We start from the raw sequence: 16,310 nt of genomic DNA, 5'->3' as shown, positions 1-16,310 counted from the left end.
GGTCACGCGCAGAGCGGGACCCCGGGCGACGTGAGGATGACCGTGCGGTTCTGCTCGGCGAGGGCGTCGGAGTACGTGCCCGTGGCATCCGTCTCGGGCTTGAACCCGCACCAGGAGTGACCCACTCCGGCCGTCGCCAGCAGGGATGACGGCACACCGAGGGTCACGAGTGCCTGCTTGACGGCATCCGCTCGCTGTTTCGACAACGCGAGATCGGCCGTGTTGCTGGTCGCCTGGTCCTTCGAAGCCGTGCCGGTGATGGTGACCACCTGACCGTTCTGCTCGATGGACGGAACCAGGTCGGAGAGCACCTTCTGGGCCGCTGACGGGTCGGAGAACCTGGCGGTGTTCTTCACGAAGAGCAGATCGCTGTCGCGCACGACGATCGGCTGCGACCAGTCCGTCTTCGTGGCCGTCGATGGAACCGGCACCGCGGTGACAGCGGGCAGCCCGGATGCCGCCGCCCCAGATGCCGGCTCGGGCAGCACCGAGAGCGTGCCGCCGGATGCCGTGACGATCGCCGCCCAGATCGCCTGCAGGTTGCTGCGCGCCGTGATGGTGAGCGGCTGCTGCGCACCGGCGACGTCGCCGAGGCCGGACCAGTAGACGGTGACGCCCTTCAGATCCGTCGGCAGCTCGCCCTTCGACTTCAGGTCGGCGACCACCTGCGTCGCGTCCGCGGTGAGCAGGCCCTGCACGGCGAAGTTCAGCGGGTCGACCGTCTGCAGTCCGTTCCCGATCACGAGCACGCCCATCGAGTTCGTGCCGAGGTTGCGCGCCGCCTGGTCGATGGCGTCGAGAAAGTCGACCTCCGGGCTGGATGCCTTCAGCGATTGGATGTAGCTCGTCACCTGCGCGAGCTTGTTGCGTTGGTCGCTCTTGCAGACGATGTCGTCGTTGGCACTCGAACCGAGCAGCGTCGTTCCGCGCGCCTCCGGCTTGCCCGACGGCACCACGATGGTTACGCTGCCGTTGCTCTGCCCTGTGGCCTGCAGCTGCTGGGTCGCGGATGCCGGCAGCTGCGTCGCCGGTTCGTTCGCGGTGCTTCCCGCGACGACACCGAGGTTCCGTTTGTTCGCCTGACTGCAGGGTCCCGTCGATGCAGCGGCCGACGAGCAGGCCGTGAGCGCGACGGCGACGAGGCAGGCCGCGACGGCAGGGGCGATGAGGCGGAGCGGATGTCTCACTGCGGCTCCCTTCTCAGCTGCAGCTCGTGGATGATCTGGCTCGTTCCCTGCGGATCCCGCTGCCGCTGCGCTAGCCGCGTCGCCAGCTGGGCGCGCACCTGTTCGAGCTGCGAGCGCAGTGTGTCCTGAGCGAGCTCGTAGCGCCGGCGATCGGCGGCATCCTGCGCGGCCTGCTGGGCGACCGCCTCGGCGGCCTTCAACTGCTCGGCTAGCAGGCGATCGCGATACTGGCGCAAGCGGGCGACCCGACGCCATCCGCGTTCGACGGCGGTGACCAGCGGCCGCGTCGTGAGCCAGGCGGTGACGAAGCTCAACGCCCCGGAGGTCGTGAGAACGCCCAGCATCAAGAACGCCATGATCGTGTCGGGCGCCGTCCACGAGAAGCCTGCCGCGGGCGTGGTCTGTCCGGTGCCGACGAGGCCGGAGAGCCCGCCCGCCGCCTGCGCGTCGATACCCGCCTTGATCCTGGCGAGCGTGACGACGATGAGGATGGCCGCCCACAGCACTCCGAGTCCGAGCACGACTGCCACCCAGCCGCGGGTGCTGATGCCGCTCTCGATGCGTCGGATCAGCACGGCGATCAGGTGCGGGATGGTGACGATCGCGGCCGAGATTCCGGCGGTGATGATGTACATCAGCGCGCCGATCGACCCGTACTGGCTGTCGTTGCGCAACAGTAGCGTGAGCGTCTGCGACAGCAGGTAGTAGTCCACCGCCATCATGCCCAGCAACAGCACGTAGACCATCACGTGGGCAAGCGGCGAAAGGCGTCCGAGCCGCGGACCGCTCCGCGGCGGTTTCATCACGATGTCGCGAGCCATGTCATCCCCCTTGAAGCCGTGAACTCAGGCGTAGCTGTGGAACTGCGGATCGCGGGCGGCCAGTTTGCGCTCGAGCATGCCCGCCTCCGCCTCGGCCTTGCCGAGGTCCGCGTGCACGGAGCGCAGCGCGCCGTCGACGAGCTCGATGCGGCTGCGTGCGATGGTCTGCAGCGCCTCGCACGTGGACTCGTGGCGTGTACGCTGCCTGGCAAGGTCGGCGAGACCGGCGTTCTCGAACGCGGAGATCTCGTGCTCGAAGACATCCAGTGTCTCCACGTCGAGCGAGCGTCTCATGCGCCATAGGCGCCAGCGCAGCCTTCGTGACAGCCGCTTCGCCTTGGGCAGGCGGTATTCGACCGTCTCGAGCCCGAACGCGTCGTGCGTGTCCACCACGGCGACGACGGCCCCCAATCGGTTCCGTTTCGACATCGTTCCCTCCTCGACTGCGCGGCCGGCGCGCTCCTGTGTCGTGCGCTCCAGGCTCAGCCTGCGGCGTCCGCCCTGCCGTTGCCTGTGTGTGCGGCCGCGATCGCACCACCGAACAGGTCGGTGCCGTGCCACAGGTCCAGCGCTCGATGGCTGTCGTCGACCGTGAGCCACGCGGGGCGTGCCAGTGTCGGCGGCCGGTCGCTGATGTTCTCGGCGGCAGGATGCACGCGCCGCAGCGTGCCCCAGTAGATGGCCGCCTTCTCGTCCGAGTAGTCGAAGTACCGGCGGGCGCGCAGTCGCGCCACCGTGAACCTCGTGTGGATGATCGCCTTGAGGTGCGCCGACCTGCGGTGATCGCGCTGGATGCGCCGCTCGAGTCTCCGCAGATCCTCGTGGGCGGGACTCGTCAGGTCGGGGTGCGCCATGGCACTGGCGATCGCATCGTGCAGCGCTTCGGTCGCCGCCCGTTCGAGTGCGCTGGATCGTTCCGCATACTCGCGCTGCTCGCGCACGATCGTGTCAGCAAGGGCCTCGTGCTCCATCCACTGGGACCGAACATCCGTGAAGAACCGCTGCCCCTCACGCTGAGCGTACGTGGCGGCGTGCGCCTGCAGAGCTGCGACAGTCGGAGTGGGATCGCCGACCGGCTCGGCTTCGTAGGCGGCTCGCGGGACGCCAGCACGGGCATCCCGTTTCGCCAGCCGCCTCAGATGGGTGCGCGTGAGCACGCCGACACGCAATGGAGCGCGAGGCGTGCGCGGGACGCGCAGTGCACGGGCATCCGACACGGAAGACCTCCTCTTCGTCGCGGACGGATCCGATCCGGCCGCACCGAGGAGATACACGGTAGGCGTGCCGGATGACAGATCGCCATGAGCCTGATAAGACGCTCGGCGAATCGAGACGCGCGCGTTATGCGACCCGTCGGGTCACTCGAACTGGGGCGCACGGCGAGCCGAGCGGCGCCGATCGATGGGTGATCCCTTGGAGGGCGAAACATAAGGTGAGAGCATGACCACGGGAACGCCCGCGAACGATCCGTCGCGTCTCTCGCCGGATCCGCCCGCTCAGCCCGACCAGCCGGCCCAGGAGCCGGGGCCCTCGCCGCATCCGCCGGTGCGGCACCGCCCGCCTGCAGAGCTGATCGCCGTCGTCGTGCTCACCTACATCGCGGGGTTCCTCGCGATCGGGGTGGGCATCCTGTTCATCCTGCTGCGCTACGTGGTCGACAACGGCATGTTCGGCGGGTCGTTCGGAGTCACGCTGATCGGAGCCGTGGTCATCCTTCTCGGGCTCTTCATCATCGCGATGGCGTCGGCCCTGACCAGGGGCAAGCACTACGCGCGAGTGCTGACCACGATCGCGATGGCGGCGGAGTTCGCGCTGGCGATCGTCGCGCTCGTCGTCGACGCGACGTCGTACTGGTTCGAGATCGCGCTCATGGCCGTCGCCGTGCTCACCACGGTCGTGCTCTGGGTGGGGCGCGGTGGGCGCTACTTCGCGCACATCAGCGCGCAGGATGCCGCGCGCCGGCAGACCGGGCTGTAGGTTCCGAAGAGCTCGACAAGCGGTGGCGTCAGTAATCGCCCGATCCGCCATGACGTCGCACGTAGCGGCGGTGGATGAAGCGCACCACCTCGACGCCCGCGATCGCGACGATGGACAGCTCGATCACGAGCAGCGTCGTGATGAGCGAGGGGTCCGCGAACCCGAGGAACGTGCGTGCCAGCGGCACCGCGTACACGACGATGAGGCCGATCATCATGGCGCCGATGATGACGATCTTCCATCCGTCGATGGGCCGGGAGAGCACCACGAGAATCCACAACCCGATGATCGTGAGGATGAGCGTAGACCCGGTGCGCAGTTCGTCTTGCTGGATGCCCGCACCGCCGGCCGCCCACGCGTACCACCACACGACCAGGCCGACGACCAGGCCGGCAGGCACCGCGAAGCTGAGCGAGCGACGCAGGAACCCGGGGATGTAGCGCCGTGTGTTCGGCATGAGCGCCAGGAAGAACGCCGGAATGCCGATCGTCAGGCCGTCGACCACGGAGAGCTGGCGCGGTAGGAACGGGAACTGCATGATGCTGATTCCGAACACGATCGCCAGCACCGTGGCCCACGCCGTCTTGGTGAGGAACAGCATCGAGACGCGCTCGATGTTCGCGATCACCTGACGTCCTTCGGCGACGACGCCGGGCAGGTGCTCGAACTTGCCGTCCAGCAGCACGATGCGCGCGACCGCCTTGGTCGCGGCCGAGCCGGACTCCATCGCGATGCCGATGTCGGCCTCCTTGATGGCCAGCGCGTCGTTCACCCCGTCCCCGGTCATCGCGACGGTGTGCCCGGCGGCCTGCAGCGCCTGCACGATGCCCTTCTTCTGGGTCGGGGTGACCCTGCCGAAAACCGTGTGGCGCTCTAGCTCGGCGGCGAGGGCATCCTGGTCGTCGGGCAGTTCGCGGGCGTCGAAGCCGCTCGGGGCATCCAGCCCCACCTCCCGGGCGATCGCAGCGACGGTCTGCGGGTTGTCGCCGGAGATGATCTTCACGGCCACGCCCTGCGATGCGAAGTAGCCGAGGGTCTCGAGGGCGTCCGAGCGGACGCTCTCGCGGAACGTCAGCAGCGTGACCGGCTTCAGCTCGGCGGGAAGCGTTTCGGCGTCGACGTGCTCGGGCGTGAGCGTCGCGGCGCAGTGCCCGAGCACGAGCGTGCGTCGTCCGGATGCCGCCAGCTCGACCGACCTACCTCGCAGCTCCTCGTGTGCGGCACCCTGGAACACCATCTCGGGCCCGCCGAGCACCCAGGTGCCTTCGGCGGAGCCGGTGAACGACACCGCGCTCCACTTGCGGGCGGAGGAGAACGGGATGCGCGCCTCCGGTTCCAGGTCGCCCTCCGTCGGGTAGACGGCGGCGAGGCATCGCGCGGTGGCGTTCGCATCGGGTTCGGCGCCGTACCAGGCCAGCACCTGCTCCCATCCGCGCGGCATGGACCCCGCGTCCGGAACGGCCTGCGCTTCCACGGCGGAGAGCGGTCCTGAAACGGACCGGGACACCGGATGCGCCTGATCGAACACGATCTCGCCCTCGGTGAGCGTGCCGGTCTTGTCGAGGCAGATCACGTCGACGCGGGCCAGGCCCTCCACCGCCGGAAGCTCCTGCACGAGCACCTGCCGCGCGGCGAGTTTCACCGCTCCGACCGCGAACGCGATGCTCGTCATGAGCACGAGGCCCAGCGGGATCATCGCGATCACCGAAGCGATCGCGTTCACAGCGGCCTGCCGCCAGTCGCCGCTGCGGATCGCCTCTGGCCAGCCGCCGAACACGAAGATCTGCGCGTTGAGCACGAGCAGGGCGACCGGGCCGATGATCCAGGCCTGGAACTTGAGCACCTTGTCCACCGACCGCCGCAGCTCGCTCGCGACCAGCGAGAACCGCTTCGCCTCGCTGGCGAGCTTGTTGGCGAACGAGTCGGCGCCCACCCGGGTGACGCGCACGGTGCCCTCGCCGCCGACCACGATCGACCCGCTCAGCACCTCGCCTGTCCCGTCTTCTCCGCCCGGCTGCTTGTCGACCGCATCCGACTCCCCGGTCAGCATCGACTCGTCGGCCTGCAGCCGCGACGAGTCGACGACCACGCCGTCCGCGGCGATCTGGTCGCCTGCCCGGAGCACGAGGATGTCGTCCAGCACCACCTCGGCCAGCGTCACCTCGCGCAGCTCCCCGTCGCGTATCACCCGGGCGGTCGGAGCGTGCAGCAACGCGAGCTTGTCGAGGGCGGCCTTGGCACGGAACTCCTGAACGGAACCGATGATCGTGTTGGCGATCGCACTCAGGCCGAACAGGGCATCCTGCCATCGCCCGAGGATGAGCAGCACGGCGAAGCAGGCCACGATGATGCCGTTGAACAGGGTGAACACGTTGGCGCGCACGATGCTCCACGCGGAGCGGCTGGTGGCATCCGTGTACGCGTTCGTACGCCCGGCTGCCACCCGTTCGGCGACCTCGGCCGACGTCAGGCCGAGCGTCGCGTCGGCCGTGTCGGTCATCGTCTCCCCCCTCGACACTCTGGCGGATCGAGGCACGCTCAGCGGCATCAGCGCCGCCCGATGCGAGCATAATGGAGCACTTTGCGTGGAGCAGTCCCCCATTCGCCCATGGCATCGACGGCTGACGTCAGCGTCGACGATCCTGGGCGCGGCTAAATGGGTCGGCGAGAACTGGTTCCTGCTGCTATGAGTCGTCGCGCAGGCCCTGGATCATGCTCCGCAGGATCCGTAGCGCCACGGCCTGTTCGTCCTGAGTCAGGTCGCTGACCATTCTGAGCTCGACCGATCGGACGGCGGCGGATGCCTTCTCGAGGCTCCGCCTGCCGCGCGGTGTCAATCGAGTGGGCAGAGCCTTCCCGACGGGAGCCTCCGCCGGTCTGGTCACGTAACCGTCACGCTCGAGGGTCTGCAGCAGCACGTTCATCGATTGCCGTGTCACAAACGCCCCTCGTGCGAGTTCGGAGTTCGACAGCCCGGGACGCTGGGCGAGCAGTTCGAGGCACGAGTAGTGCGTCACGGTCATCCCGAGTGGCCGCAGCACGGCCTCCATCGCAACGCGGAGCGCGCTGGAGGCTTCCTTCAGCAGGTAGCCCAACGACGTCTCCAGATCGACACCGTCTTGACTCATGTCAGCATTCTGACATAGAGTCGAGCGTGTCAGAAAACTGACACAACTCGATCAGGCGAAGCGAGGAGAATCACCATGCCTGTTACCGGTCCCGACTTCATCTCCCTCCAGGTTCGCGACCTCGACGCGTCGCGGGCGTTCTACGAGCAGTACCTCGGTCTGGTCCGCTCGCAGGCCGGCCCTCCGCACGCCGTCGTCTTCGAGACGACGCCGATCGCGTTCGCGCTGCGAGACGTCGTGCCCGGCACCGACCTCGGCTCCGTGTCCCAGCCGGGCATCGGCGCGGCGATCTGGCTCCACGCGACCGACGTGCAGAGCATCCACGACGCTCTCGTCGCCGACGGTCACACGATCGTCGCGGCCCCGATCGACGGGCCCTTCGGTCGTACGTTCACCTTTGCCGATCCGGATGGCTACCACGTCACGCTTCACGACCGGGTCTGAGCCCACGGTCGGAGCTGAGCCCACGACCGGGCACGGTCCCTCCCGCGCCGCACCATACGAACGGTGCCTTCCGCAACTCCTGTCGATCAAGCGTGCCGATCCGCGATGCTGAAGTGGTGGCATCCGCTGCCGGCGCTCCATGGGGATCGGCGTCGAGTGGCAACCACGAGAAGGGCGGCCGAAATATGACGACAGAACCAGAAGGCTCCGGCGAGGGGACGCCCGAGTTCGATGAACAGCCGTTTATCGAGGCGAACTCTCAAGCGAAATCGCGGTACGGCCGCTTCAACCTTGCCATCGTCGGCGCCACGGGCGTTGGCAAGTCCTCGCTCGTCAACGCGGTGTTCGGGCGCGACCTGGCGAAGGTCGGCAAGGGGCTGCCGGTGACCAGAGGCGTGCATTACTACCACGACGATTCGCTCGGGATCTGGGATCTCGAAGGCTTCGAGATCGGATCGCAGGATGCCCCGAGCGACATTCTCCGAGAGCACCTCAAGACGATCTCGGAGCGGCCGGCCATCGAGCAGATCTCCGTGGTCTGGTACTGCGTGCTCTCTCACGCCGACCGCTTGACTTCTTCTGACATCGGCATGATCCGCGAACTCGATGCCGCCGGTCTGCCGGTCATCGTCGTTCTGACCAAGGTCGACTGGACGAAGAGCGCCATCACCGGCAAGCGCTCCGCTTCGTCGGACGCCAACGAGTTTCAGCAGTGGCTGGAGGATCCCGTCGACGAGAACGGGCATCCGATCGACATCCCGATTCAGCGAGTGATCCTGACGTCAGTGCGGGACAAGCACGGAAAGGGCAAGGGGCACGGCCTCGGTGAACTCGTCACGGAAACCCTCGCACTTTCACCGGAGAGCGAGAAGGATGCGTTTCGCATCGCTCAACGACTCAACCTCCCTTGGAAGCGCGAGCTGGCTCGCCCGGTCATCAGAGCTGCTGCGGGGGCGGCCGCAGCAGCTGCCGCTGTCCCTGTTCCGATCGCTGACGCGGCGATTCTGGCACCGATCCAGTTGACGATGATGGGCCGGATCGCGGCCATCTACGACCTCGAGCTCAAGACGATGCTATCCGCAGGAGCCCTCGCCCAGCTGGGCGTGCAGTTCACCGGTCAGGCGCTGGCGCGCAGCTTTCTCAAGCTGATCCCCGGTGCGGGAAGCGTCATCAACGCGGGAGTCGCCTTCGCGGTCACGGTCGCCACCGGCGAGGGATGGCTGCGACTGTGCGAACAGGTGCACACCGGCAAGCTGGATGTGGCGAACATCGCCGATTCCTGGGGGCGATACGCCCCGAGCTTCCTCGATGTCGTCCGCAGGATGACGGAGCATCGAATCGCCGGGCCGGGCGACCGGCATAACGCATGAGAGCGGATGACGGGAATCGTCCCCACCGCCCCTCCAACCGCCGCTCCGCGGCGCTCGGAGCCTCCGGCGGCGTGGGCCCACCCAAGGGTTCGATTCACTGCACACACAAATGCGTTATGCCGGCCACCTAACGGCGACCGGCATAACGCATGAGAGCGGATGACGGGAATCGAACCCGCGCTATCAGCTTGGGAAGCTGAGGTTCTGCCATTGAACTACATCCGCGTGCCGCGCGGCGGCGGCATCCATCATCGTAGCCGACGGCATCCGGAGGTCGCGCCCTCGGCTCTCAGCCCAATCGCCGCTAGCCTGGACACGTGCTGCTCTCCGATCGCGACATCACGGCCGAGCTCGACGCGGGACGCATCGCTCTGGAGCCCTACGATCCGGCGATGATCCAGCCGTCGAGCATCGATGTGCGCCTCGACCGCTTCTTCCGGCTGTTCGACAACCACAAGTACGCGTTCATCGATCCGTCCGAAGATCAGCCCGAGCTGACTCACCTCGTGGAGGTGGACGGCGACCAGCCGTTCATCCTTCACCCCGGCGAGTTCGCGCTCGGGTCGACGTTCGAGCGCGTGACCCTGCCCGACAACGTGGCGGCGCGCCTGGAGGGCAAGAGCTCGCTCGGCCGCCTCGGCCTGCTGACGCACTCGACGGCCGGCTTCATCGACCCCGGCTTCACCGGGCACGTGACGCTCGAGCTCAGCAACGTGGCCACCCTTCCGATCAAGCTCTGGCCGGGCATGAAGATCGGGCAGATGTGCTTCTTCCAGCTGTCGTCGCCGGCCGAGCAGCCATACGGCTCCGCCGCGTACAGCTCCCGGTACCAGGGCCAGCGCGGGCCGACGGCATCCCGCTCGTTCCTGGGCTTCCACCGCACGGATGTGAGCGGCACCGAGATCAGCACGGACTCCGATGCTCCGGAACGCCACACCGCACCGACCGGGAGCTGACCACTCGAAACACGCAGGAGGGCGAGCCGATGGACGACGAACGCGGCGCGGATCCGATGCGCGCTGAGGCGCGCGGCATGTTCACGGATGCCCTGGTCAGCGCGGGGCCGTCGCCGGAGCATCCGAAGCGGATGACCCGGTTCGGCCAGCTCGTCGGTTCGTGGCACGTGCGCGGTCGACGGCTCGACGAGCCGACCGGTGAGTGGCGCGATCGCGACTTCACCTGGCTGGTCTCGTGGGTGATGGACGGTCGCGCGATCGAAGACCTCGAGGTCGTCGAGAAGGATGGCCGCCCGCAGACCATCGCGGTCGCCGTACGGGTCTACGACCCCACGGCGGGCATCGTGCGCGTGAGCTACTTCTCACCCGCGCTCAACCAGTACGCGAACCTCGTGGCGCAGGGCTGGCGCGACGGCATCCGGCAGGACGGCACGCAGAACGACGAGCGGCCCATCCGCTGGAACTTCAGCGCGGTCTCGGCCCAGAGCTATGCGTTCGACGGCTGGGTGAGCGACGACGGCGGCGTCACGTGGAAGCTCGTCGAGCACCTCGAGGGCGAGCGGCTGGACTGAGCGGGCCCTCGCAGCTCTCGCGGAGCAGAACCTTCACCGGCAGGCGCATCGCGATCGGCTCCTGGGAGGATGACCCCATGACCGTCGCCATCATCGGGCCCGGAACCATCGGCGCAGCCCAGGCGGCCGCCTGGCGCGAGGTGGGTGCCGAGGTGTCGTACCTCGTCTCGCGCCGGGTGGGTGCCTCGCTGCGGGATGCCCCGGACGCCCGCACCGTGACCGACCTCGAGGTCGTGCTCGGCGATCCGTCCGTCGACATCGTGACCATCTGCACGCCGACCCGCACGCACCGGGAGTTCGCCGTGGCATCCTTGCGCGCGGGCAGGAACGTGCTGCTGGAGAAACCGATGGCGCTCGCCGTGGACGACGCGGAGGCGATCGTCAAGGCGGCACGAGAATCCGCTGGCGTGCTCATGGTCGGACACGTCGTGCGGTTCTTCGACGCCTACGTGCGCGTGCGCGAGCTCGTCGAGGCGGGTGCGGTGGGGCATCCGTTCCATGTGCGGGCGGAGCGCATGATCGCGCCGCCAGACACCCCGTGGTGGTTCGACGAGGAGCAGTCCGGCGGGGTCGCGGTCGACCTCGGCATCCACGATCTGGATCAGGCGAACCTGCTGCTCGGGCAGCCGACCGGCGTCAGGGCGGCTGCGACGCACCCGCTCGGCCCCGTGGAGACGACGGTGCGATACGACGACGGCGAGCTCGCCCAGGTGATGAGCCATGCACGGATGCCCATTGCGATCTCGTTCGCGACTGCCCTGCAAGTAACCGGTGACGCAGGCGTCATCGCGACGCGTTTCATCGGCGGAGAGCGACCCACGGAGGAGTTCACGGTGCGGGGTGGGGCGGATGTAGGAGAAGCCGCCACCGAGGAAGGCGCCGTCCGGATCGTTGGCCGCGGCACCATGACCGGCCGCATCGTCCCCGTTGGCTCGAACTCCGCGCACCCGGTGCCCACCAACCCCTACGCGAGGCAGGCGGCGCACTTTCTGGAGTGCGTGGCATCCGGAACCCCGTCGACGATCGCACCGGTCGTGGACGCGATGGTCGCGCTCCGCACCGCCCTCGCCGCCCGCGACTCGTTACGGGCGGGCGGTGCCTGGATGCCGGTCAGCTGAGCTGGTCCTGCTTCGCCTTCACCGGGATCATCACGGCCAGTCCGATGGCGAGCACAAGCACGATGCCGAGGATGCCCCAGTACTGCTTGCCGCCCATGGTGACGAAGAGGCCGAACGCTAGCGGTGCGATGAAGGTAGCGGCCCGGCCGGTCGTGGCATACAGGCCGTAGACCTCGCCCTCGCGGCCAGGCGGGATGAGGCGGCCGAGGAACGTGCGGCTGGCCGACTGCGCCGGCCCGACGAAGAGGCACAGGGCGAGGCCGAGCGTCCAGAACACGATCTGGCCGCCGCCGTGCAGCACGAAGACGAGCGAGCCGCAGACGACGAGTCCGATGAGGGATGTCAGGATGACCGGCTTCGGTCCGAGCAGGTCGTCGAGCGTGCCGACCGCGATGGTGGCGATGCCGGCGACGACGTTCGCGGCGATGGCGAAGATGATGACCTCGCCGGAGGAGAAGCCGAACGATCCGGCTGCGAGCACGCCGCCGAACGTGAAGACGCCGGTGAGGCCGTCGCGGAAGATCGCGCTGGCGAGCAGGAAGTAGACGGTGTGGCGGCTGGTCTTCCAGAGGCGGGCGATGTCTCGGCCGAGCACCGCGTACGAGCGGAAGAAGCCGACGCGCGGTCGGCCGAAGTCGGCAAGCGCGCGGTTCTCCGGAACGGCGAACAGAACGGGAAGCGCGAACACCGCGAACCAGAGCGCCGCGATGAGCATCGAGACACGAACCGACAGACCGTTCGCGCTGGTCACCCCGAACAGGCCGACACTCGGGTGGATGAAGCCGAAATAGACGATCAAGAGCAGCGCGATGCCGCCCACGTACCCCATGCCCCAGCCCAGGCCGCTCACCTTGCCGATGGTCTTCGGTGTGGAGATCTGGCGGAGCATCCCGTTGTAGTTGACGCCCGCGATTTCGAAGAACACGGTGCCGATCGCGAGCAGCGCGAGGCCGAGCCACACGTACGCGGGTGCGGCCTGCACGAAGAACATGAGCGCGAGGCAGACCACGACGACGCCGGTGTTCACCCCGAGCCAGAGCTTGCGCCGGCCGGAGGTGTCGGTGCGCTGCCCGAGCACTGGGGCGAGCAGCAGCACGATGATGCCGGCCGCCGTGATGGTCCAGCTGAGCAGCTGCGAGAGCTGGGTGTTGTCGCCGAACGACTTGCTCGTCAGGTAGACCGTGAACACGAACGTCGTGGCGACGGCGTTGAAGGCGGAGGATCCCCAGTCCCATGCACCCCAGGCGAGTACCCGGCCGAAGCCGGTGCGCGTGGGGAGGATCGGCGCGCCGTCGGGTGGGATGACAGGGGATGCCGCATCTCTGCCGGCGCCGGCCACGTCGCTCATGCGCACACCTTACTGGCGACTGAGGCGAGAGCAATGCGAGCTTGCTCGCATTGCCGAGCCGATGGAGTCAGTTGAGCGGCGTCAGGCGCGATCATGGCATGGCAGGGGCCGGCGAGTGACTGGGTGGGCGCGGAGCGTCGACGCCTCGGGAATCGTGGACGCCTTTGGTCGCTTTACCGCGCGGCAACGGCATAGCGGGTCCACAATTTCGCGGATGCGCCCGTTCGGGAAGGCTCTGCCAGCCGCGGTGCGACGGTGCGGAACCGTGCCCGAAAACAGGCAAACCTCCCGGAAACAGGCCAAATTGTCCTGTTCTCGGGAGGAATGCGGTTTCCTGCCTGTTTTCGGGGGGAGGGGCGAGAGAGGAGGGGCGTGTGGCCGCCGACGGCGGCCACACAGCATCCGGCTCGCGCTGCCTCAGGCGTCGTTCTCCTTCAGCCAGGCCAGCGACTGCGCGATCCCCTCGAAGACGTCGCCGCGGTACGCGTCGAACTCCACGACCCGCAACGCGTTCGGCGCGGCCTGCAGGATGGCTCGCACGTCGACATCCCCCTGCCCGGCCGGGGCCTGGTTCTCGAACGCGGCCTTCAGTGCCTCGGGCACGATCAGCGCGCTCTCGCTGCTGGGCAGCACGTTCTTGATGTCGTCGTCGATCTTGCCGTCCTTGATGTGCAGCGCCCGCACCCGGTCGCCGAGCGAACGCAGCACCGCAGGGGCGTCCGCACCGCCGACCGTCGCCCAGAACGTGTCGACCTCGAGCACCGTGTCCGGACCGAGCAACTCGACGAACAGGTCGTAGACGGGACGCCCATCGACCTTGTTCGTGAACTCCCACTGGTGATTGTGGTAACCGAACTCGAGTCCACGTGCCTTGGCCTCGGCGGTCAGCTCGTTGACCCGCTCCGCCAGGCGGTGCACGTCATCGGATGTCTGCCACCGGTCGGTCGGGATGAACGGGTCGATCACCGTGGTCATGCCGAGCTCGGCGGCGGCGTCGAAGATCGAGGCGGGGGCATCCGAGTCGATGACGGGCGCGTGACCGGACGGCGCCGTCACCCCGGATGCCGCGAAAGCACGCTTGTAGTCGGCCGTGCGCAGGTGGAACGCGTACGGCTCGACCTGGCGGAAGCCGATCTCGGCAACGCGGGCCACGGCGGCGTCGAGATCGGCGTCGATCGCGTCGCGCACCGAGTACAGCTGAACGGAGGGGTTGGACATGAAGGGCTCCTTTGTGGTGGTTGGCGGTTCTTGCAGAACAGCAGAACGCGGCGAGAACAGCAACTTTGCCGCTGTTCTCGCCGCGAGAGCGCGGGCTGTAATGCTTCATGGGACGTACCCCATTTCGGGGCATCGGCGCACGTGCATACAGACCTAGACTCGGCTCATGATCGGCTGGGCGCGGGCGACCGGCGTTCTGGCCATGGCAGCGGTGGCGGTCGCGGGCATCCTGATGGCGCCCCCGGCCGGCAAGCAGCTGGTCGACGACGGTCTGCAGGCGCTGTGGAGCATGTCGCCGAAGCAGGCGCAGGCGTATCTGCTGAAGAACCCGGCGATCGCGGTCGACCTTGCCAACGCCGACGGGCGATACGTCGACGACCTGTGGAACAAGGCGTCAGCGAAGGAGCGCCAGACTGCGCTCCGGAACGCGCCGCAACTGATCGGCAACCTCGAGGGCGTCGACTACACGGACCGCGACAAGGCGAACCGCATCTACCTCGCCAAGTCACTGAAGTCGACGACGAAGCGGGTGGCATCCGCTCCGCAGGATGAGACGGCGCAGTTCCGGCTGCGCGCCCTGAAGGCCGTGAAGGCGACACTCAGCGGTGCGCGGAACCCTCGCCGTTACCTCGTCGAACTGACTCCAGCGGCACGCCCGCTCGCGGCGGTGGCGGTCGGCAACCCCGACACTGCGATGCAGGTCACGTTCGACGTGCCGGGCATGGGCACGTACGCCGACGACATGCAGCTCTGGACGCAGGCCGCGCAGAACGTCTACGACGAGCAGGGCAAGGCGGGAGCGCCGGCGAATCGTTCCGTGATCGCGTGGATCGGGTACGTGACCCCGCCACCGGGCATCGACGCGGCACTCGGCGCGTATGCCGCACGTGGGGCGCCGCATCTGGTGGCCGCGCTGCGCGGCTTCAAGGTCAGCCGCGACGGTGCGGTGGGCGTCGACCTCAGCGTCATCGCGCATTCCTACGGCACGACGACGGCGGCGAACGCTCTGGCATCCGCCCGGCTCGGCGTCTTCGCGTTCGTGATGCTCGGCTCCGCGGGCATCGAGGAGAACATCAGGGATGCCCGTGCCCTGCACTGCGAGCACGTGTACGCCGGCGAGGCGACCGGCGACACCCAGGCCCAGTGGGGTCGGTTGACGCGGAGGGATCCGCGCGCGCCGTCCTTCGGGGCGACGATTCTGCACGTGGAGGGATTCAGCGGCAAGCTGCCGGTCACCGCCCACGAACCGATCAAGCACTCGAACTGGAACAACGACCCCACCTCGGCCGCCTACGCCAACCTGACCAACATGAACGAGCTGGCCAAGAAGTACAGCGAGCACGTGACCACGTTCGGATACCTCGATGCCGGCACCGAGTCGCTCGCGAACGCCGCGACCGCGACGACGCGGTATCCCTCTCGCGGGCTGCTCTAGCGCGGCCGCGCCTGCCCTGACGGGTGGGCCGCGAATTGTGCACCCGTCGTGCAGCTGGATGCGCGAAAAGCGTCACCAATTCCCGGGCGCGCGACTCCCGAGGGCGGACCCAGCCGCATCCAGCGCCTGCCTCATGCGCTCGCCGAGACCGTCGGCAGAGAGCGCCGGCAGGTCGTCGACCGGGAACCAGCGCACGTCCTCGCTCTCGTCGCTGACCACGACAGGAGCCGCCGGATCGACGACGGCCACGAACCCGATGTCCCAGTGCGCCGAGCATGCGAAACCGCTGCCGAGCTCATGCCGGTGCAGGTCGACGATCGCCTTGGTCAGCAGCTCGAGCTCCTGGATGCCCGACTCCTCCCGTGCCTCCCGCACTGCCACGTCTGCGATCGAGTCGTCCTGCGGCTCGACGTGGCCGCCGAACTGCACCCAGAAGCCGCCCTTACGGTGAAAGCACAGCAGCGTGCGCTCGAGATCAGGCGAGAACACGAAGCACGACGCGGTCACGTGCTCAGGGCCGCCCTCGCGTCGGAGTGCCCCGTCGCCGCTCACCCCCACGAATCGCAGGTATGCCTCTCGCGCATCCGACGCTTCGAGCGCGGTGAGGCGGTCGAGGAGATCGTCGTGGGTCACGCCCCATTGTCTCAGGCGCCTGCGACGAGCGGCTGGCACGCCGTCCGGCGGTCGCACGCGTCAGACGATGAGCGGTCGCCGAGCAGCGGGATCCTTGTCAACC

At 68.0% G+C, this 16,310-nt stretch carries 16 protein-coding genes and 1 tRNA gene; 7 read left to right on the top strand and 10 right to left on the bottom strand.

The annotated features are described in order from the left end of the window. Positions 1-2: 2 nt before the first annotated feature. Genes ACYVII_RS12855 through ACYVII_RS12840 form a run of 4 tightly spaced genes read right to left on the bottom strand, consistent with a single transcriptional unit; the run spans position 3 to position 3,225 of the window. A complete protein-coding gene (locus tag ACYVII_RS12855) occupies positions 3-1,187 on the bottom strand; it encodes an OmpA family protein (RefSeq protein ID WP_460535635.1) in 1,185 nt (394 codons plus the stop codon). Further along, complete coding sequence (locus tag ACYVII_RS12850; protein WP_460535632.1) at positions 1,184-2,008, bottom strand: hypothetical protein; 825 nt, start codon at positions 2,006-2,008, stop codon at positions 1,184-1,186. Before ACYVII_RS12850 ends, ACYVII_RS12855 begins: the two co-directional genes overlap by 4 nt. 24 nt (positions 2,009-2,032) lie before the next feature. Further along, a complete protein-coding gene (locus tag ACYVII_RS12845) occupies positions 2,033-2,437 on the bottom strand; it encodes a hypothetical protein (protein ID WP_460535630.1) in 405 nt (134 codons plus the stop codon). A 53-nt stretch (positions 2,438-2,490) separates the two neighbouring features. After that, positions 2,491-3,225: a hypothetical protein gene (locus tag ACYVII_RS12840; protein ID WP_460535627.1), complete on the bottom strand. Its 735-nt coding sequence runs from the start codon at positions 3,223-3,225 to the stop codon at positions 2,491-2,493. A gap of 223 nt (positions 3,226-3,448) precedes the next feature. Here ACYVII_RS12840 and ACYVII_RS12835 point away from each other — a divergent pair, with 223 nt between their 5' ends. Continuing rightward, positions 3,449-3,985, top strand: a complete 537-nt coding sequence (locus ACYVII_RS12835; RefSeq protein ID WP_460535625.1) for a hypothetical protein — start codon at positions 3,449-3,451, stop codon at positions 3,983-3,985. Positions 3,986-4,013: 28 nt separating this feature from the next. On the opposite strand, the gene ACYVII_RS12830 is transcribed toward ACYVII_RS12835, so the two are convergent. After that, on the bottom strand, positions 4,014-6,485 hold the full coding sequence (locus tag ACYVII_RS12830) for an HAD family hydrolase (protein WP_460535623.1): 2,472 nt from the start codon (positions 6,483-6,485) through the stop codon (positions 4,014-4,016). A gap of 184 nt (positions 6,486-6,669) precedes the next feature. Further along, positions 6,670-7,113 carry a MarR family winged helix-turn-helix transcriptional regulator gene (locus tag ACYVII_RS12825; protein ID WP_460535620.1) on the bottom strand — a complete coding sequence of 148 codons (444 nt, stop codon included), beginning with the start codon at positions 7,111-7,113 and terminating at the stop codon, positions 6,670-6,672. Positions 7,114-7,188: 75 nt separating this feature from the next. Here ACYVII_RS12825 and ACYVII_RS12820 point away from each other — a divergent pair, with 75 nt between their 5' ends. Then, on the top strand, positions 7,189-7,557 hold the full coding sequence (locus ACYVII_RS12820; RefSeq protein ID WP_460535618.1) for a VOC family protein: 369 nt from the start codon (positions 7,189-7,191) through the stop codon (positions 7,555-7,557). 185 nt (positions 7,558-7,742) lie between these two features. After that, positions 7,743-8,927: a GTPase gene (locus ACYVII_RS12815; RefSeq protein ID WP_460535616.1), complete on the top strand. Its 1,185-nt coding sequence runs from the start codon at positions 7,743-7,745 to the stop codon at positions 8,925-8,927. Positions 8,928-9,081: 154 nt separating this feature from the next. Here ACYVII_RS12815 and ACYVII_RS12810 read toward each other — a convergent pair. Beyond that, positions 9,082-9,152, bottom strand: a tRNA-Gly gene (locus ACYVII_RS12810). Between the two features lie 92 nt (positions 9,153-9,244). Between ACYVII_RS12810 and dcd the strand changes: the two genes are divergently transcribed. The 3 genes from dcd (at position 9,245) to ACYVII_RS12795 (ending at position 11,573) form a co-directional block, all read left to right on the top strand. Continuing rightward, a complete protein-coding gene (gene dcd / locus ACYVII_RS12805; RefSeq protein WP_460535614.1) occupies positions 9,245-9,883 on the top strand; it encodes a dCTP deaminase in 639 nt (212 codons plus the stop codon). A gap of 29 nt (positions 9,884-9,912) precedes the next feature. Continuing rightward, positions 9,913-10,455: a hypothetical protein gene (locus ACYVII_RS12800; protein ID WP_460535612.1), complete on the top strand. Its 543-nt coding sequence runs from the start codon at positions 9,913-9,915 to the stop codon at positions 10,453-10,455. A gap of 77 nt (positions 10,456-10,532) precedes the next feature. Next, positions 10,533-11,573 carry a Gfo/Idh/MocA family protein gene (locus ACYVII_RS12795; protein ID WP_460535608.1) on the top strand — a complete coding sequence of 347 codons (1,041 nt, stop codon included), beginning with the start codon at positions 10,533-10,535 and terminating at the stop codon, positions 11,571-11,573. Here the strand turns inward: ACYVII_RS12795 and ACYVII_RS12790 are convergent. Both ACYVII_RS12790 and ACYVII_RS12785 read right to left on the bottom strand, forming a co-directional pair. Continuing rightward, the gene (locus ACYVII_RS12790; RefSeq protein WP_460535606.1) at positions 11,566-12,921 is read right to left on the bottom strand and encodes an MFS transporter; all 1,356 of its coding nucleotides are present in this window, start codon (positions 12,919-12,921) and stop codon (positions 11,566-11,568) included. The genes ACYVII_RS12795 and ACYVII_RS12790 overlap by 8 nt on opposite strands. A 417-nt stretch (positions 12,922-13,338) precedes the next feature. Further along, positions 13,339-14,139 carry a sugar phosphate isomerase/epimerase family protein gene (locus ACYVII_RS12785; RefSeq protein WP_460535604.1) on the bottom strand — a complete coding sequence of 267 codons (801 nt, stop codon included), beginning with the start codon at positions 14,137-14,139 and terminating at the stop codon, positions 13,339-13,341. A 166-nt stretch (positions 14,140-14,305) separates the two neighbouring features. Here ACYVII_RS12785 and ACYVII_RS12780 point away from each other — a divergent pair, with 166 nt between their 5' ends. After that, positions 14,306-15,574: an alpha/beta hydrolase family protein gene (locus ACYVII_RS12780; RefSeq protein ID WP_460535602.1), complete on the top strand. Its 1,269-nt coding sequence runs from the start codon at positions 14,306-14,308 to the stop codon at positions 15,572-15,574. A 72-nt stretch (positions 15,575-15,646) separates the two neighbouring features. Here the strand turns inward: ACYVII_RS12780 and ACYVII_RS12775 are convergent, their stop codons facing one another. Continuing rightward, the gene (locus tag ACYVII_RS12775) at positions 15,647-16,207 is read right to left on the bottom strand and encodes an NUDIX hydrolase (protein ID WP_460535600.1); all 561 of its coding nucleotides are present in this window, start codon (positions 16,205-16,207) and stop codon (positions 15,647-15,649) included. Between the last annotated feature and the right edge of the window lie 103 nt (positions 16,208-16,310).

It is taken from the genome of Humibacter ginsengiterrae, from assembly GCF_054780115.1.
Note: the sequence above shows the minus strand (reverse complement) of the source record. Positions and strands in the feature narration are given on the sequence as shown.